A 17,659-nucleotide genomic window follows, 5' to 3' on the forward strand; every position below is an offset into this window, starting at 1 on the left:
TTTTCAAGAACACAACCCCCTCATTTTTATATACTACGGAAAACCCTGCTTCTACCCTAAAGCAGGGTTTTTTTATTGTGATTATCCCACAAGAATACAGGCGATCCCTATGGAAATAGTAAATGGTTTCTATATATTTGTAAGATATATGAAAAGACCTTCAAATTCAAACTTTAAGTAAAATATCATGAACAAACGAGAATTCTTAAAACGAAGTGTTTTATTGACCGCAGGGGCGTTTACGGCTCCCACGATTGTGAAAGCGTCGGTCTTTGGCCCCAATGCGCCTTCCAATCGCATCAATATCGGTGTGATCGGTGTAGGACGTCAGGGACGTGGTGATATGATGGGGCTTATGCGGATGGCAGATGTGCGTATCACAGCTGTTTGCGACCTGGACAGGATCCGCATGGCAGATGCCAAAGAGTTTACGGAAACGACCACTGAACGATTCTTGCAGACCCCGCATAAGGGGGTGAAAATGTTTGAAGACTACCAGGAACTTCTTCTGGATAAAGAGATCGATGGGGTACTGATTGCTACGCCCGACCACCAGCATGCTCGCCTGGCCATCGACGCGGCTTATGCCGGAAAAGATATGTATCTGGAAAAACCCGCTTCGCTCACGATATGGGAAGGACGCCAGATGAGCAACGCGATGAATGCGACCGGACGGATCTTCCAGATTGGCAGTCAGCAGCGTTCCAACCAACACTTCCGCCGTGCCTGCGAACTGGTGCGTAGCGGGCGGATCGGGAAACTGAAAACCGTTGAGGTGCGTCTACCGGGCGATCCTCCGGGCGGCGATCCGACACCGATGCCTATCCCTGATTATTTCAATTACGATGCCTGGTTGGGCTCTACACCTTATGTGCCTTATACGATCGACCGCGTGCATCCGCAGGCCGTCAATGGCAAACCGGTATTCTCGCGTCCGGGATGGCTTCGTTGTGAGCAGTTCGGTGCCGGTATGATCACCGGATGGGGATCACACCACTTTGATATTGCTCATTGGGCGATGGATATGGAATATTCCGGTCCGATAGAGATCGAAGCGAGTACAGTATTCCCGGCCGAAGGATCGGGGCTTTGGAATGTACACGGGCCGTATCAGTCGCAGATGCTCTATGCCAATGGCGTGGTGGTGAAAGGCATGGAAGAGGGTCCGACCAAACCGAACGGCATCCTGTTTATCGGGGAAGAGGGTTGGATATTCACCTCGCGCGGTGGCGAAAGGGTGACCGACAGCGATCCGATCAAGGTGGATTCAGGCGGATTGGAAAAAGGGCCGTTAAGCGCTTCCGATCCGAAGATCCTGCGCGAACTGACCGACGACGATGTGCATCTGTATGAATCGGAAAATCACACACGCAACTGGATCGATTGTATGCGTACGCGCAAACCGACCATCGCTCCGGCGGAGGTGGCACACCGCTCCTGCTCGGCTTGTCTGTTGCAACAGGTGGCCATGCACCTAAAACGTAAACTCTATTGGGATCCGCGCAACGAACGCTTCCGGAACGACGACGAAGCCAATGCGATGATCTCCCGTCCACAACGTGCTCCTTATCAAATTTAATGTAATAGGTTAACAGTATGAAACATATAACAAAAGTGTTATTGATTGCCCTCTGTGTAGGCACATGCCTGCCAGGTAGCTGGGCCAAACCGCTGAAAAAGATGCGGGTAACGGTAAATGCCGCAGGTGTTGAACGCAACAATACCATTGCATCGCTGGATCTGTCGGGGTATGAAGTGCCGGCGGGCAAAGAGATCGTTGTCGTAAATGCAGCCGACAAATCGGTTTGCCTGAGCCAGTTGGAACAATGCGATATAGATGGCACGACGCTCTATTGGCGTATCGACGGTGCTCTGGCGGCAAACGAAACCCGCGAATACATCATTGAAACACAGAATGCACAAGCCGAAAAGAATCTGGTGATGAATATCACGCGTGACCGCATGCGCAACCTTATCCTGACCCAGAACGGGCAGAAGGTGTTGCAATACAATGTGGCGATGGCGCGATTGCCCCACGGAGCCGATCCGGTCTTCAGCCGCAACGGCTATATCCATCCGGCCTGGTCGCCGGCAGGAAATGTTCTGACAAATATCAACGCGGCAGACCATATGCACCATTACGGGATATGGAATCCGTGGACCATGGTAGAGTACGACGGGACGATTTATGATTTATGGAATATTGGCGACAAAAAAGGGACTGTACTTTTTGATTCATTGTATACCACCCGCACCGGTGACCTGTTTGCCGATATCGTCGTAGGACATCAACACCTGATCTTCCAGCCACAAAAGGAACAGGTGGTCAATACCATCGAGTCGATCGTGAAGATCACCCCGAAAAAGAGGATCAACATCATGGATGAATTCATCGATATGCGCGTGTGGAACAGCGGACAGCCGGGTTATCTCTGGGACTTTGTGTCCGATCTGATTCCGGCTACCGAGCTGCCGGTCTTATTGAAAGCCTACCGTTATGCCGGTTTTGGCTGGCGCGCTACGGCCGACTGGACCAACGAGAACGTGGTGATGATGACCTCCGAAGGCAAAAGCCGCCCGGAGATCGACGGCACGAATGCCCGCTGGATCTATGTCACCGGCATGAGCCCCAAAGGCCCTTCGGGCATTCTCTTTATGGGCTATCCGGAGAACCAGAACTTCCCTGAGCCGTTGCGCATATGGGATCAGAATGCCAATGGCGGACGCGGGGATGCGTTCATCAACTTCGCCCCGACCAAGAATGTCGATTGGGAACTGAAGGCAGGCGAGAGCTACCGCTTGCGCTACCGGATGTTTATGTTCGACGGCAGCATCACACCGGAAAAGGCCGAAGCCATCTGGCAGGATTTTGCTAAACCGGTGAAGGTAACCATCAAATAAACAAGATCAATACGAAAAAAGAGATCAATGAAGAAGACGCTTATGTTTCTAATGACCATGGCGCTTATGTTGTCATGTAACCAGAAAAAAGAGGAATCAGGCGCATTTACCGGGGCTCCGGGTGAGGTGAAGCTCCTTACCCTGGCTCCCGGCCATTTTCATGCCGCCCTGGTTCAGAAGACATCCTATCCGCAGGTAAACAAAGAGGTCTATGTGTATGCGCCTAAGGGCGACGAGGTGGTTCAGCACCTGGAGAAGATCAGGGGGTACAATACCCGTGCGGACGAGCCGACCGCCTGGAACGAGATTGTCTATATAGGCGATGATTATCTGCAACGGATGATCGCGGAGAAGAAAGGCAATGTGATGGTGGTGGCCGGAAACAACCGGAAAAAGACCGAATATATCAGGCAGGCGCTGGATCATGGCATTCATGTATTGGCCGATAAACCGATGGCTATCAATCCGGAAAACTTCCAACTGTTGAAGTCGTGCTTCGAAACGGCGGAGAAAAACGACCTGTTGCTCTATGATATCATGACGGAGCGCTACGAGATCACCTCCATATTGCAGCGTGAATTGGCGCATATTCCCGCCCTGTTCGGGGAGTTTGTGCCGGGGACTCCGGAAAATCCGGCTGTGGTGAAAGAGAGTGTACACCATTTCTCGAAACTCGTATCCGGAGCGCATCTGCTTCGTCCGGCCTGGTTCTTCGATGTGGAGCAGGAGGGCGACGGCATTGTGGACGTGACCACTCATCTGGTCGACCTCATCCAATGGGGTTGTTTCCCGGAAGAGATCATCGACTATACGAAAGATGTGGAGATGCTCGACGCGAACCGATGGGCGACAACGGTCGATCCGGCGCAGTTCAAACAGGTGACACAGATGGACAGCTACCCCGCTTACCTGCAGAAAGATGTAAAAGACGGCGTGTTGCATGTCTACTCCAATGGCGATATCCTCTACAAACTGAAAGGATTGTATGCCAAGATCTCCGTGATCTGGAACTTCGAGGCGCCTCCCGGCACCGGAGATACTCATTTTTCTATCATGCGTGGCACGAAAGCCAACCTGATCATCCGCCAGGGAGCCGAGCAGGACTATAAACCGACGCTCTATGTGGAAGCGGCAAATGATAATAACAATAATCTGAAAGCCGACCTGGACAAGGCAATCAATAGCCTGTTGGCTACCTATCCCGGTATTTCCGTGGAAGAATCAGAAGGCGGATGGAAGGTGAATATCCCTGACTCCTACGCCGTTGGGCATGAAGCTCATTTCGGCGAAGTAACCGAGCGTTATCTGCAATATCTGATCGATGGGAAACTACCGGATTGGGAAGTACCCAATATGATTGCCAAATATTATGTAACAACAGAAGCCTTGCGTATTGCCAAATCAAAATAGATTAGTAATTTAGGCGGCGATATTAATTTTTTTATAGTAAAAACCAGTATGAATACCCATTTTGCATGCAAGAAACGGCAAATACTACTATTATTTGCTGCCTTTTTTCTGTTTTCCATAGCAGAATCGAAAGGAGAAGGCCAGGACAATCGGCCAAAGAGTAAGAAATTTGTGCACCACGGAGCGGGGAACCCCTACCTGCCTTTGTGGGAACATGTGCCTGATGGCGAACCTCGCGTTTTTGAAGATCCCGACAATCCGGGCAAATACCGCGCTTATATTATCGGATCACACGATGTGCGTTTCGGTAGCTATTGCGGACCGGACATCCGGGCCTGGTCGGCACCTGTTGAGGACTTGTCGAGCTGGCGCGACGATGGTCCTATCTTTACCTATCCGATCGAAGGACAATGGGATGTGATGTACGCTCCCGACCTGGTTGAAGTAAGACGTAAAGACGGTACCAAAGAGTATTATCTCTACCCGCACAGCCGCGGCCGTGGCCGTGAACCGATGGTGGCTAAAGGCAGCCGCCCGGATGGGCCTTTCACACCGATCAATATGACAGAAGACGGATCGGGCGTGGTTGAAGGAAGTATCTTAGGCTTCGACCCCTCTATCTACATTGAATATGTGACCGACCCGAACGATCCCGATTATAAGATCGGCTTCAGAGCGTACGGTTTCTGGGGCTTCCAACGTTCATTGGCGGCTCAGCTCGATCAGAATACGATGTATTCCGTTCGTCCCGGCACCCAGATTATCCCCTATTTCATGCCCTCCAGTACTCGTTATGGCGAAATTCGTGATCCGGAAGGAACCACCTATCCGCATATCTATCCGGGAGAAGATCTTGGACGTTTCAACTTCTTCGAAGCCTCTTCCATCCGTAAGGTTGGCAATAAATATGTAACGATCTACAGCGGATACTCAGGTCCTGATTATGGCTTGAGCAGCACCAACTCAGCGTTGCGTTATGCCTATGGTGATACCCCGCTGGGTCCCTGGAAAAGTGGTGGTGTATTGGTTGACTCCCGCGCACCGGTGGTGAATAAGGATGGCTCTGCGTTGGAGACCACCAATGCCGGTCATAACACACATGGTAGTATCGAGTTGATCAACGACCAATGGTATGCTTTCTATCACCGTCCGCCGAGAGGATTCGGTAACGCCCGTCAGCCGATGGTTGCGCCCGTCACCATCGAATGGGACGAGAAACCGGTAGCAGAAGGTGGTAAGGTAACGATCCGTGCTTACGACCCGTATGCAAAAGATGGCAAATGGACTGCGAAAGACAAAAAAGGCAACGAATACACCGGAGCCGAAGTGACCTCGGAAGGTTTCCACCTCTATGGATTGGATCCTTATCAATATTACTCCGCCGGATACGCCTGTTACCTGTCGGACATCGGTATCCAGCAGGATTCCTGGGATGTATGGGATAACCACATGCCTATTACGAAGGTAAAGAATGGTACGATCATCGGGTATAAGTATTTCGGTTTCGGCGGATTAGACAAAGCCCAGAAGGGATTGAAACCTTTTGAAGGCACCAAGCCGGGCAATCATACCGCGTTCAACCTTTTCCTTACCCCGAAAACAAACGAGACCTTCAAGGTAAACGTTTGGATGGACGGTCCTTGGAAGAACGCGCCCTGGAAAGGTAAAAAGATTGGTGAGATCGTAGTTCCGGCCAATGCAGCACAGGAACCAACCCAATTCACGATCGATGTGGCTAATTTTGTAGACAAATTGGATGGCAAACATGCAATCTATCTGGTGGCTGAAGGTGGCTCTGACGAACTGTTCGACCTGATGGGTCTTGGATTTAGCTCGGTAGATAAACCAATCGTTCGTCCAGTTCCTCCTACGGTAACTATTTCGGTGAACGGACAGGCTATCGAATTGCCTGCTGTGCCGGTTCGCTCAACCAATGTGAACGGTATTACGGGTTACGAATTGTATGAAGCGTTCCATAAGGTTCCGGCAACTACCGGTGCTCCTTCACCCAGAAGACGCGTTATGGTGACCGCCACCGCAAGCGATCCATCAGTTAAAGTGGTCGTTACCCAAGCTGACTCACCTTACGGAACAGCTGTTGTTCAGTTCAACTACAACGGCGTATTGAAAACATACCACGTTACGCTTGTTGCCCAATAAACAGCCAACCTAACGGTATAAAACCATAAAAACCCCGGGAGTCTCATGGATTCCCGGGGTTTTATATTTCAAAAGAGGTTAATTCCTCACTTGCTCTCTATCTCCACCGTGTAGGGGGTCGCGATCCCTTCCACCGCCACGTTTACCTTGATTTTACCTGGTTTGCGGGTCGATTGCACTACGACAAGGGCTTTGCCGAAATAGGTATCCCGTGTGTTTCCGCCGAATTTGCCTTCGCGGCGCAGTTCGCCACTGTCGAGCGCCCGGAAGCGGCCTTCACCTTCGACCGTAACGGTCAGTTTGCGGTTGTCGGTTTGCACCAGGTTTCCGTTTTCATCCTCCAGACGGATCATGATATGCGAGAGGTCTTGTCCGTCGGCCTTGATTGTGGTCACGTCGGGGGTCAACACAGCTTTATGGGTGCCTTTGGTGGTAACGAGCGTATAGGTAGCTACATGCTGGTCGCCATTGAATCCTTTCGCTTCGAGCTTGCCGGGGCGGTAAGGCATATGCCATACGATGGTATTGTTGGTGAAGTCAGCCGTTTTCAATACACCCATGGAATGGTCGTTGAAAAACATTTCCACCCGTTCGCAATTGGTGATGGTGCGCACCTCCATCATCTGCCCGATATAGCTGTTGGGGAAGTTCCAATGCGACGCCATCTTAGGCCATTGCCAAAGGTCGCGTCCATGGTCAATATCGAGGGAGGCATCGACTACGGCAATACTCACCAGCGGGGTCTCGTTCCACATGGCGCGGTGGTAGGCGGCGCGTGGTTTTTCGGTCATACAGATATCGAACAAGCCATTGGGCCATCCTTTGCTTGGCCAGGTCGCTTCACCGATATAATCAACTCCCGACCAGATAAAACCTCCGGCGATAAAGTCGTGTTCTGCCACCGTATTCCAGGGGTTGATCGGCGTATAACTGCGGATATTGCCCTCTTCCCCGCTGAAATAGGGCAGCTCTTCCGATACCAGGACAATGCGTTCGGGGTATTTCTGCTTTTCGCTCACCATGCGCGCTTCGAGGTAGTTGTAACCTATCACGTCGGTCACGCCAGCGATTTCCACGCGGTGGTTGTTTTGCGCGGCCATGGTGACGGGACGTGTCGGTTCCATCCGGTGTACAAAATCCTGTAACATCTTCGCGCGGGCAACGGCTGCTGTCTGATCCTCATCCCACGCCTCCTGCACCTCGTTGCCGATGCTCCACAGGATAATAGAAGGGTGGTTGCGGTCGCGGACGATCATATTTTCCAGGTCACGCTCCCACCACGCGTCGAAAAGTTTCTCGTAATAGCCCGATTTCCATTTGTCGAATGCTTCGGCAATCACCACAAATCCCATCCGGTCGCACATATCGAGAAACTCGGGCGAGAACTGGTTGTGTGCCGTGCGAATGGCGTTACAGCCATACTCCTTCAGGATCTCCAGGCGGCGTTCGTCGGCGCGATCGGGCACGGCGGCTCCCATGCTTCCAGCATCCTGATGCAGGCACAAGCCTTTTAGTTTCATGTGTTTGCCATTGAGGAAGAATCCTTTGTCTTTATCGAACCAGATGGTGCGGATACCAAATGGCGTGGTGTAGACATCCACCACTTTATTGCCTGCGCGCACAGTGGTTTCCATCGTGTACATCACCGGCTCTTCGACCGACCACAACTGGGGATTTGTTATCGAAAAAGACTGTTCGACGTCGACCGATGCCTGGGCATTGAGCGTTGTCTTTTCGCGGTTGCTCTTGGCCATCTCTTTACCGGCGGCGTTGAGGATACGTTGCGACACGGTGATGGTCTCCTCCCGCTGACTATTGTTATTTACCGTAGTTACTACCTTGACCTCTGCCTGACCGGGTTCGACCGTCGGAGTGGTTACGTAGGTGCCGTAGGTGGGAATATGTACCGGACTGACCACCTGCAGCCAGGCATGGCGATAGATGCCCGATCCGGCATACCAACGGGCGCTGCCACCGGTTCTGTCGACACGTACGGCAATGACATTCTCCTCATTGTATTTCAGATAGGGAGTCAGATCATATTCAATACTGCAAAACCCATAAGGGCGATGTCCCAGGTGGTGTCCGTTGATGTACACATCGCTTTGGTGGAAAATCCCATCGAACAGAATGGAGATATTCTTCCCTTTCTGTATATTGGGTACCTGAAATGTCTTGCGATACCAGCCAATCCCTCCCGGGAGGAAAGCGGCAGATCCGCCAACCGACCGTTCGAAATTGAGTTCGATGCTCCAGTCGTGCGGTAGTTGCACACTTTGCCAGTTGGCATCGGCCTGTTGAGGTTCGGCATACTTCGGATTGTCTTCGTTCAGAATAAACTTCCAGTCGAAGTCAAAATTTTCTTTCGCACGAATATTCTTTTGCGCAAAAACGCATGCTACACAGAATAGCATGGCGAAGAGTAAAAATGTTTTCTTTTTCATGTGTTGTGATTTTTATGATAGTGATTTTCATTACTGGCTGAGGCAAAGGTAGGGTTTCGTATTCCGAAAGATGGAATGCGCTGTTTCGTAAAGATGGGAATATGTAACGGCAGGTATCGGATTTGTTTCATTTTCATCGTTTAGCGTTTCACCCCCTTATGCGAGGGCTTTTGCCACTGTCAGAAAACAGCGATTTCATCGGACGAAAACGCTCTATGTAAGCAAATGCCAAATCTTTACCCTTTTGCGCATGATGGATCCGGCAGAGTTAGTATATTTGTATGGTTGTTACGTTAATACGATATGAAAAATCACCTTATTCCACTTCTATTTGTTTGCTGGATGATGTCCTGGCCTTTGGCTGCCCGGGAGACGCGTCTCTATGGCAACGGTGAGCTCTCCTGCAACTTAGTGACGGATATCTGCCAGGACAAAGATGGTTTTATCTGGATAGGAACCGCGAGCGGACTGAACCGGTTCGACGGGTGGAACTTTACCCGTTATTACCACAGCGAGAAAGATACCACCTCCCTGTTAAGCAATTATGTATTCTCTCTCTATGTCGATCAGCAGGAAACCATGTGGGTCGGGACCAACAAAGGACTTCAGCGCTTTCTACCTTCTGAAGAGACTTTCCGTTCGGTACTCTTCCCCGATAACTACCAGCCGTCGGTGGAATGTCTGATCGAACGCCACAACGGCGAGCTCTGGGCGATCAGCTCGGGAGGAGGCGTTTACGCGATCGACCGGGAACGGATGGTGGCCGAATCGGTCAAGCCGGTAAACGAAGCCTGCGGAACCCTCTTATTGGATCGTGCCTACAAGGATCGATCCGAGGCGATCTGGATTCCGATAGGTAGTACGGGGGAGGCACTGCGCGTTTTGCCGGAAGAAGAACTCCGCTTTGAAAAGATCCAAGCTCCGGGAGCTGCTTTCGCGGAAGATGATAATGGCGTGCTATACCTGGCCTACACCAGCGGAGTAAGCCGCTGGGATCCGGAGCATCGTGTTTTTATTCCGTTGGAAAACAAGGCAGGTCATTTCTTAAAACCCCAATTGTTACACAGCAGAGACGGACGGATCTATATCGGCACGAACGGACAGGGAATCAGCTACATTGATGTAGAATCCCAACAGGTCAGGCGGCTGGAAGAGATCACCAACCGGGATCTCAATCTGCAGAAGATCAAAGTCGAATCGATGATAGAGGATAAAGACGGGAACCTGTGGATCGGTTGTTTCCGGAAAGGGGTATTGATGATTCCGGATGAGTCCTCCCATTTCGACTTCTGGGATTTCAGCACGATGGAGTTCGAGTCGGGCGATTGCATCTCAAGCATATACAAAGACCGGGAGGGACAGGTATGGGCCGGCGCCGAAAACGGGGAGTTATTCCGACTGAACGCGAACGGACAGGTCGAAGCCTCCTATAATCTGTGGAGGAGTGCGACTGCTTTATACGAAGATTCGGAAAACACCTTCTGGATCGGTGCCAATTGGGGTGGGCTGTTGCAGTTCGATAAGAAGAGCGGGAAACATTGGGATATACCCTCATTCAGGGGAAAACATATCAAAGCAATCGTGGAAGATCAAAAGGGACAGGTCTATGTTGCCCTGTTCGGGGAAGGCTTTACGCGCTATAACCTGAAAGAAAAAACATGGATGCCTTTCAGGCGCAGAGCGGCAGGAGGTGTTTTCAACAACTGGATCAATACGATGATGAGCGACTCGAAAGGCCGGATATGGATGGGGCATTACCGAGGCGTTGACTGTTTTGATCCGGAGGTGGATTCGCCTATTCCGCTATCGTGTGATTCGGCGCTGTCGACAACGATTTGTTATTCCCTGATGGAAGACCGACAGGGGATGATCTGGATCGGCACCAACAACGGACTGTTCGGCTATGAGGAGGAGAGCGGGGAGTTGGTGCATTACACCATCGAAGACGGCTTGCCCGATAATGTGATCTGCGGCTTGGCGGAAGATGAGATGGGGAATATCTGGTGTAGCACCTTCCGCGGGATTTGCCGTATCCAGAATCAGGACAGGGTGGTACATGCCTATCTCTCGGGCTATGGCTTGTTCGATAAGGAGTATTCCCGCAGCGTATATTTTCAGAACAAAGGGGAAGAGGCCTATTTCGGCGGGATCTATGGGATCACCTGTTTCCTGCCGGGTTCGATACAATACAAAGAGATCGTCAGACAGCCGGTATTGACCCGCCTGTTCCTGAATAATCAGCCGGCAAGCGCGCATACCGTTTCAGCCGGTAAACCGATAGCAGAGCAGTTGCTTACCGAGGCCTCCGGTTTCCGCCTGGGGCATACGGATAACAGCTTTTCCATCGAATTCTCAATGATGGACTACCGCGAACCCGACAATATCTTTTATGAATACCGCCTGAGCAGCGTCAATGACGCCTGGCAGCAAACGGCTCCGGGCAGCAACCGCATCACCTACAACCGCCTGCCGCCGGGAGAATACACCCTGCATGTCCGGTCGAGCGAAAACGGTATCTATTCGCCCGTAAAAAGCCTGTCGGTTGTCATCGTCCCTCCCTGGTATGCCACGAAGGTAGCGAAAGTGTTCTACGGATTATTATTATTGGCACTGGCAGCTGTCTTTATCTATTATCTGCGACAACGCATCCGCAAACAACGGCAGGAGGAGATCAATGAAGAGAAACTGAAGTTCTTTATCAACATCTCACACGAGATCCGTTCGCCCATGACACTGATCGTGAGCCCGCTGGCCATGCTGATGAAGCGTGAGAACGATGAGGTGACAACCAAAGCCCTGAACTCGATGTATCGCAATGCCAACCGGATCGTGGCTTTGCTCAACCAGCTACTCGATATCCGCCGGATCGACAAAGGGCAGATGACAATGGCTTTCAGCGAGGTCGACCTGGTTGGTTTCATCAACGAATTGCTTGGTAATTTTGAATACCAGGCTGAGAAGCGCAATATCAGCCTGACATTCAAACATGAACCGGATTCGCTCCCCGTATGGATCGACCGGAATAACTTCGACAAGGTATTGATAAACCTGTTGCATAACGCCTTTAAATTTACACCGGCAGGGGGTGATGTTGTGATCTCCCTGCAAGCGAAAAAAGAGGATAATATCAAATATGCGGAAATATGCATTCAGGACACGGGCATAGGGCTGGATGAGAAGAAGGTGGAACGGATCTTCGAGCGTTTCTACCAGGGATCGTCTATCACCGCTTCGGGAAGTGGCATCGGACTTAATCTGTGTAAGACACTGGTCGAGTTGCACCATGGCACGATCACGGCGCTCAACCGCGACGATCGCCAGGGAAGCTGCTTTCGAATTCGTATTCCGTTGGGCAATGCCCACCTGAAAAAGGAGGAGATGGTGGAGCAAGACGATACGCCCCGCTTCGCTCTGGAGCGCGATATCTCGTATGAACTACAGGAAGAGGCCAATAATAGGCAGAAGAATTATAAAACCCGACAGAAGGTATTGGTGGTCGACGACAATGAAGAGATCTGCCTTTACCTACAGCAGGAGCTGAGTCCTTTCTATAAGGTCGTCACCTGCGACCGGGGTGCCAAGGCGTTGCAAACGGCGCTGGAGATCATTCCGGATCTGATCATCTCGGATGTGGTGATGCCTGAGATGGACGGATTCGAACTGTTGAAGCGGATCAAAACGAATGCGAATATCAGTCATATACCGGTTATCCTATTGACTTCACGTACGGAATACGACAATCGTATAAAGGGTTGGGATAAAGGGGCGGATGCTATCCTGACCAAACCGTTTAACATGGAGGAGTTATTCTTTATCTGTAATAACCTGATTGCCGGCCGGGCACGCCTGCGAGGTAAATTTGCCGGTTTCCAGGATCAGGAGGAGAAGATGAAACCGATCGAGCTGAAGTCGAACGACGAGCAACTGATGGAACGTCTGATGGCAGTTATCAATGAGAATATCGATAATTCGGGGTTCACTGTCGAGCAGTTGGCGGAAAACGCGGGAATCAGCCGCGTGCAACTGCATCGCAAACTGAAAGAGATAACCGGCATCCCCGCCGGGGAGTTTATCCGCAATATACGCCTGAAACAGGCAGCTACGCTATTGAAATCGAAGAAAGTGAATATCTCGCAGGTGGCCTATTCCGTCGGATACACCAGCCCTTCGCTCTTTTCCGCCGCGTTCAAGAAGTTCTATGGCGTCTCACCCAAGGAGTTTGTGGAGAAGGAGTAGTTAACTACTCTGACTACTTAAACCATGCTGTTCCACATAGGCGCTGGGTGACATGCCGTACAATTCCTTAAAGGCGTTGGAGAAATAGCTCAGATTGGTAAACCCGGTGGCTTCCGACACCTCCGACACGGAGAGGTTATTGTTGACCAACAGATCAGCCGCCTGCTTCAGCCGTATGTTGCGGATCAGGTCGCGCGTGGTCTGGTTGGTGATCTCCTTCAGTTTGCGGTGGAGGTGAACCCGGCTGATGCCGACGCGGTCGGCAATCATCTCTACACTTAAGTCCGGATTCGACATATTGTCGTTCACCACCTTCATCACCTTCTCCATCAGCTTCTCGTCGGCCGATTTGATTGTAATCTTACGCACCTTGTCCTCCTGCTGCTGGTTACCTTTGAAGGTGTTGCGCAGGATATCGCGGTTTCGGATGATATTCTCTACCGTGCTTCGCAGGATATCGATATTAAAGGGCTTGGGAATAAACGCGTCCGCTCCGATGGTTAATCCCTCTAAGTTGTCCTCTTCATTGGATCTGGCTGTTAGCAGTATGACCGGCACATGATTGATGTTGATGTTTTGCTTCACCTTCCGGCAGAGGGTGATACCATCCATTTCCGGCATCATCACATCGCTGATAATCAAGTCGGGAGCCTTTTTCAGGATCGCGTTCAACGCCTCCTTGCCATTGGGGTATTCCTCCATCTGGTAATCGTCGCCCAGCTCCTGGCAGATGTAATGGCGAATCTCATCGTCGTCGTCGACCACCATCACACGGCGGCGGGTTTTGGGCTTCGCTTTGACGCCTTCCTCAACGAATGAGGCGGCTGTGGCGGTCTCGAAGAAATAGGGCTTGTCGGGTCGTATGTCGGCATGGGTTGCCATCTCCTCCGGCCGCAGGTGCTTGTTGCCCAGTGGGATACGGATGATAAAACGGGAGCCCATCGGGGCATGGTCTTCTACCCATATGTATCCATAGTGTAATTCTACCAACGAACGGGTTAGGTGTAGGCCGACTCCTGCGCTCATATTGGCGTTGTTCTGATTCTCGCTTATCTGATAGAAGCGATCGAACACCCGCTCTTTATTCTCATCTTTGATGCCGACACCTGTATCGGAAATAGCAATTTCGAGGTAGTTGTCGCATCCATCTAGTTCCCGGTCGGCCTCGATCGTTTGGATGTTGATGATGATTTCTCCGCCATCCGGGGTATATTTGAAGGCGTTAGAGAGTACATTCATAATGATCTTATCGAAGTTTTTCGGGTCGACCCAAACGGGCAACTCGTTTAACTCCGTTTCGATATGGAACCGGACATTCTTTGCCTTAGCCGGATATTCAAAGTAGGTATAGAGATCATGGATGAATGCGATGATCTCCACCTCCTGGAACTTCATCGACATAAGCCCTTTGTCGATCTTACGGATATCCATGAGTTGGTTGATCAGGTTGAGGATGCGCACGGCATTTCGCTGAATCGTGTGGTAACTCTTCTGTCGTTCGCTGTCGTGATCGGTCAGAATTAGTTTTTTGAGCGGACTGATTACCAACGACATCGGGGTGCGTATCTCATGTGCGATATTGATAAAGAACTGGAGCTTGGCTTCGTTGAGCTCTTCGGCGTGCTGGTGTTCCAGGATATTTTGACGCGAGCGGTAGCGCTGCCGGATATACAGAATGAACAAGAATATGATAAATAATCCAATAAACAGATAAACGACGCGCGCCCAGAGCGTCTGGTACCAAGGCGGAGAGATAACAACCGTGATCTCTTTTTCGTCCGAATAGGATTGATGGTCTTTCGCAAGGATCTTGAAATGGTATCTGCCCGGCGACATATTACTGAATGTGACGCGGTTGTTTCGGGGATGAAGACTCACCCATTTCTCCCCGTTTACGCTGTACATATACGAGATGCGTTCCGGATTGTGGAACTCCATCACAGAGAACTCCAGGCTGAAAGAGTTGTCCCGGTAGGAGAGATTGAATTGATGGGCATCGATCACAGAGGTGTCGATCACGGTATGTTTTCCCGATTGGGTGCCTTTCTTAACCGCTTTGTCGTTGATATAGAAGTCGGTGATGCGTATTTGCATCTTCTTTCTTTCGTAGACGATATCCCGCGGATTGAAGTAGGTAATGCCGTTTATGCCACAGAAAAAGAGTTGCCCCTGATAGTCGTTAATGGCAGCCCGCTTCGAGAATTCATTGCCTTGCAGCCCGTCGTTGGCGTAGTAGTTGATAAAGGTCTTGTGGTTCAGGCTGAACTGCGAGAGACCATAGTGGGTGCTGAGCCAAAGGTTCTTGTCCCGGTCTTCCTGGATGGCGCAGATCACATTGTTGGGCAATCCTTCGTGGGTGCCATACTCTCGAATTGTTCCCATCACTTTGTCGTAGGAGAAGAGTCCTTCGGAGGTGCCTATCCATATCGTCCCCTGTTGATCATCGTGCAGATCGTATATGGCGATTTCCGAAAGCAGGCGGTGACTTCCAAAGGTCGAGGTGTAATTGTTGGTTTTCAGATCGAGGCAGGCCAATCCGTTGAATGTGCCGATATAGAGCTTGTCTTCGGAGAACAGGAGGGTTGAAACCCAATAGTTGATCAGGTAGTTTTCATCTCCTGCCTGATCGGTCGCGACGGGTCGATTGTGGTTGGTGATTTGGTTTGTGCGCAGATCAAGGCTATACAGTCCCGCGCCGATCGTTCCAATCCACAAGCGCTTGTTTTCATCCTCTTCCAGGCAGTAGATACGCTGTATCGGGCTGCCGTTCTCATCGACAAAGTCGCGAAGATACTGACATGTTCCTGTTTTCTTATTCACCTTCCCAACGCCGTGCAGGTAGGAGCCAATCCAGAGTTCTCCGTTGGAGTCCTCCAACAGATACATGATCGAGGCAGGTACCGAATTTTCGCGGCCGGTATAGGGAAAATGGTTCAGTTGCCGGCCATCGAGTGTGATATGATAGAGCCCGTCATTGTCGGTGCCCACCCAGAAGGTGCCGTCGTGGTCACGGCTGATGGCCGTGATATTGCTATTACCGATGATGTTGTTCTTAATCGATTTATGCCCGATGTAGTTGAACTTATTCGTTTGAGCCGGAATCAATAACACCCCTTTCCGGTAAATGCCGAGCCAGATATTGCCATAGCTATCCTTCAAGATCGAGTGGATCTTGGAGTTGTCAAAGTCTACAATTGTGACGTCCAGGTCGCTCTCGACTATTTTCCCCTCTTGGGATTTGTACACCTTTAGGCCCTGTCCGTCTGTTCCGATGAGTATATCCTCGTTGTCTACATAGAAGATCTTAATCGATAGGTTTTGTTCTCCTTTGTAGGGGATCGGCTGGAAGATATCTTGCTCCTCGTCATAGCGAAACAATCCATTCGACAGACTGCCGATCAATAGGTTTCCTTCTTTGTCTTCGCATATGCTGGAGATGTTGTTTAATACCAAGTCATTGTTTCTGAAATAGCTTATCAGCTTATTCTCCTCTTTCAGTTGATAGAGCCCTTTGTCCTCTGTCGATACCCAGATGTTCTGGTGTTTATCTTCATACAGGGTGGTGATGTAGATGCTGGGGGCGATCCCATTTACCTGCTTGGCACATAATGGTTTCTCGTTGGCTGCCAGGGTGTAGATGCCTTGCCCGGTGGTACCAATCAGGAGATCTCCGTTTTTTCTTTCTATGATGGAGGTGATGTGTGGCTTAACCTCTTCTCCGTTGCTCAGGTACATAGGAATATCCGTAAAGGTATCTGTCGCGTAGTCATAGAGTTGTAACCCATGAAAAAGGCCAATGTAATTGTTTCCCCGGCTATCTTCGAACAACACCCGGGTGAAGTTATTTCCCAGTGAGGCAGGATCATTCTTGTCTTGCTTGTGGATCGTAAATTTGGATCCGTCGTAGCTGTTCAACCCATCCTCCGTTGCAATCCAAACAATACCATGTTTGTCTTGCGCCATGTTATATATCAGGCTATTGGATAATTCGCTATCGGCGGAAAAGAGCTTTCCGGACTGTGCCAATCCCCCCATAGGAAGAAGTAGAAAGAGTATAAAAACAGTAATGGTATTCCTCATAATCTTATGTCTTTCTCAACAAAACGACGATGCACCTATCGCTTATCGGACAACAAATATACACATTAAAGTGGCAACATGGCGCCACAAAATCTCTTTTCTTGGGATAAGGAGAATTGCTTGGAAGGAATCAAAGTTTTCCCTCCTGCCTGAGAAGGAGTACCCGCAGGGCGGGGTGGCGGAAAAGCAATGCGCAGAGCAAATAGGAGAGGTTGGCACAGGCTGCTGGGATTCAAATGGGAGAAAAGGGGAAGATTTGCAGAAAGCCCGGAAGGGCTTCAACCTAGATAACCCCGTGCAAGCCGTCAGGCGCAGCTCGGGGTAGAAGTAATGTCTATATAATGAGCTCCGTAGGAGGTCAACTGTTGAGCCCCTACGGAGCTCGTGTCTCTGCGACAACCCACCCCGAGCTGCGCCTGACGGCTTGC

7 protein-coding genes are annotated in these 17,659 nt (G+C 50.6%); 5 read left to right on the forward strand and 2 right to left on the reverse strand.

What is annotated here, in order from left to right:
• Positions 1-187: 187 nt before the first annotated feature.
• From M2134_RS03565 to M2134_RS03580, 4 genes are read left to right on the forward strand one after another with little or no spacing between them, the layout of a single operon-like run.
• Positions 188-1,579: a Gfo/Idh/MocA family oxidoreductase gene (locus M2134_RS03565; protein WP_280751910.1), complete on the forward strand. Its 1,392-nt coding sequence runs from the start codon at positions 188-190 to the stop codon at positions 1,577-1,579.
• A gap of 17 nt (positions 1,580-1,596) precedes the next feature.
• Positions 1,597-2,901 carry a PmoA family protein gene (locus M2134_RS03570; RefSeq protein WP_280751909.1) on the forward strand — a complete coding sequence of 435 codons (1,305 nt, stop codon included), beginning with the start codon at positions 1,597-1,599 and terminating at the stop codon, positions 2,899-2,901.
• A 27-nt stretch (positions 2,902-2,928) separates the two neighbouring features.
• Positions 2,929-4,311, forward strand: a complete 1,383-nt coding sequence (locus tag M2134_RS03575; protein WP_280751908.1) for a putative oxidoreductase C-terminal domain-containing protein — start codon at positions 2,929-2,931, stop codon at positions 4,309-4,311.
• Positions 4,312-4,359: 48 nt separating this feature from the next.
• Positions 4,360-6,471, forward strand: a complete 2,112-nt coding sequence (locus tag M2134_RS03580; RefSeq protein WP_280751907.1) for a hypothetical protein — start codon at positions 4,360-4,362, stop codon at positions 6,469-6,471.
• 86 nt (positions 6,472-6,557) lie between these two features.
• On the opposite strand, the gene M2134_RS03585 is transcribed toward M2134_RS03580, so the two are convergent.
• The gene (locus M2134_RS03585; RefSeq protein ID WP_280751906.1) at positions 6,558-8,915 is read right to left on the reverse strand and encodes a glycoside hydrolase family 2 TIM barrel-domain containing protein; all 2,358 of its coding nucleotides are present in this window, start codon (positions 8,913-8,915) and stop codon (positions 6,558-6,560) included.
• Positions 8,916-9,218: 303 nt separating this feature from the next.
• Here M2134_RS03585 and M2134_RS03590 point away from each other — a divergent pair, with 303 nt between their 5' ends.
• A complete protein-coding gene (locus M2134_RS03590) occupies positions 9,219-13,151 on the forward strand; it encodes a hybrid sensor histidine kinase/response regulator transcription factor (protein WP_280751905.1) in 3,933 nt (1,310 codons plus the stop codon).
• On the opposite strand, the gene M2134_RS03595 is transcribed toward M2134_RS03590, so the two are convergent.
• Positions 13,152-17,231, reverse strand: coding sequence for a two-component regulator propeller domain-containing protein (locus M2134_RS03595; protein WP_280751904.1), 4,080 nt, complete (start codon positions 17,229-17,231; stop codon positions 13,152-13,154).
• Positions 17,232-17,659 lie beyond the last annotated feature (428 nt).

Origin of the sequence: Parabacteroides sp. PM6-13 (assembly GCF_029892605.1) — a bacterium.
GTDB lineage: Bacteria > Bacteroidota > Bacteroidia > Bacteroidales > Tannerellaceae > QVMG01.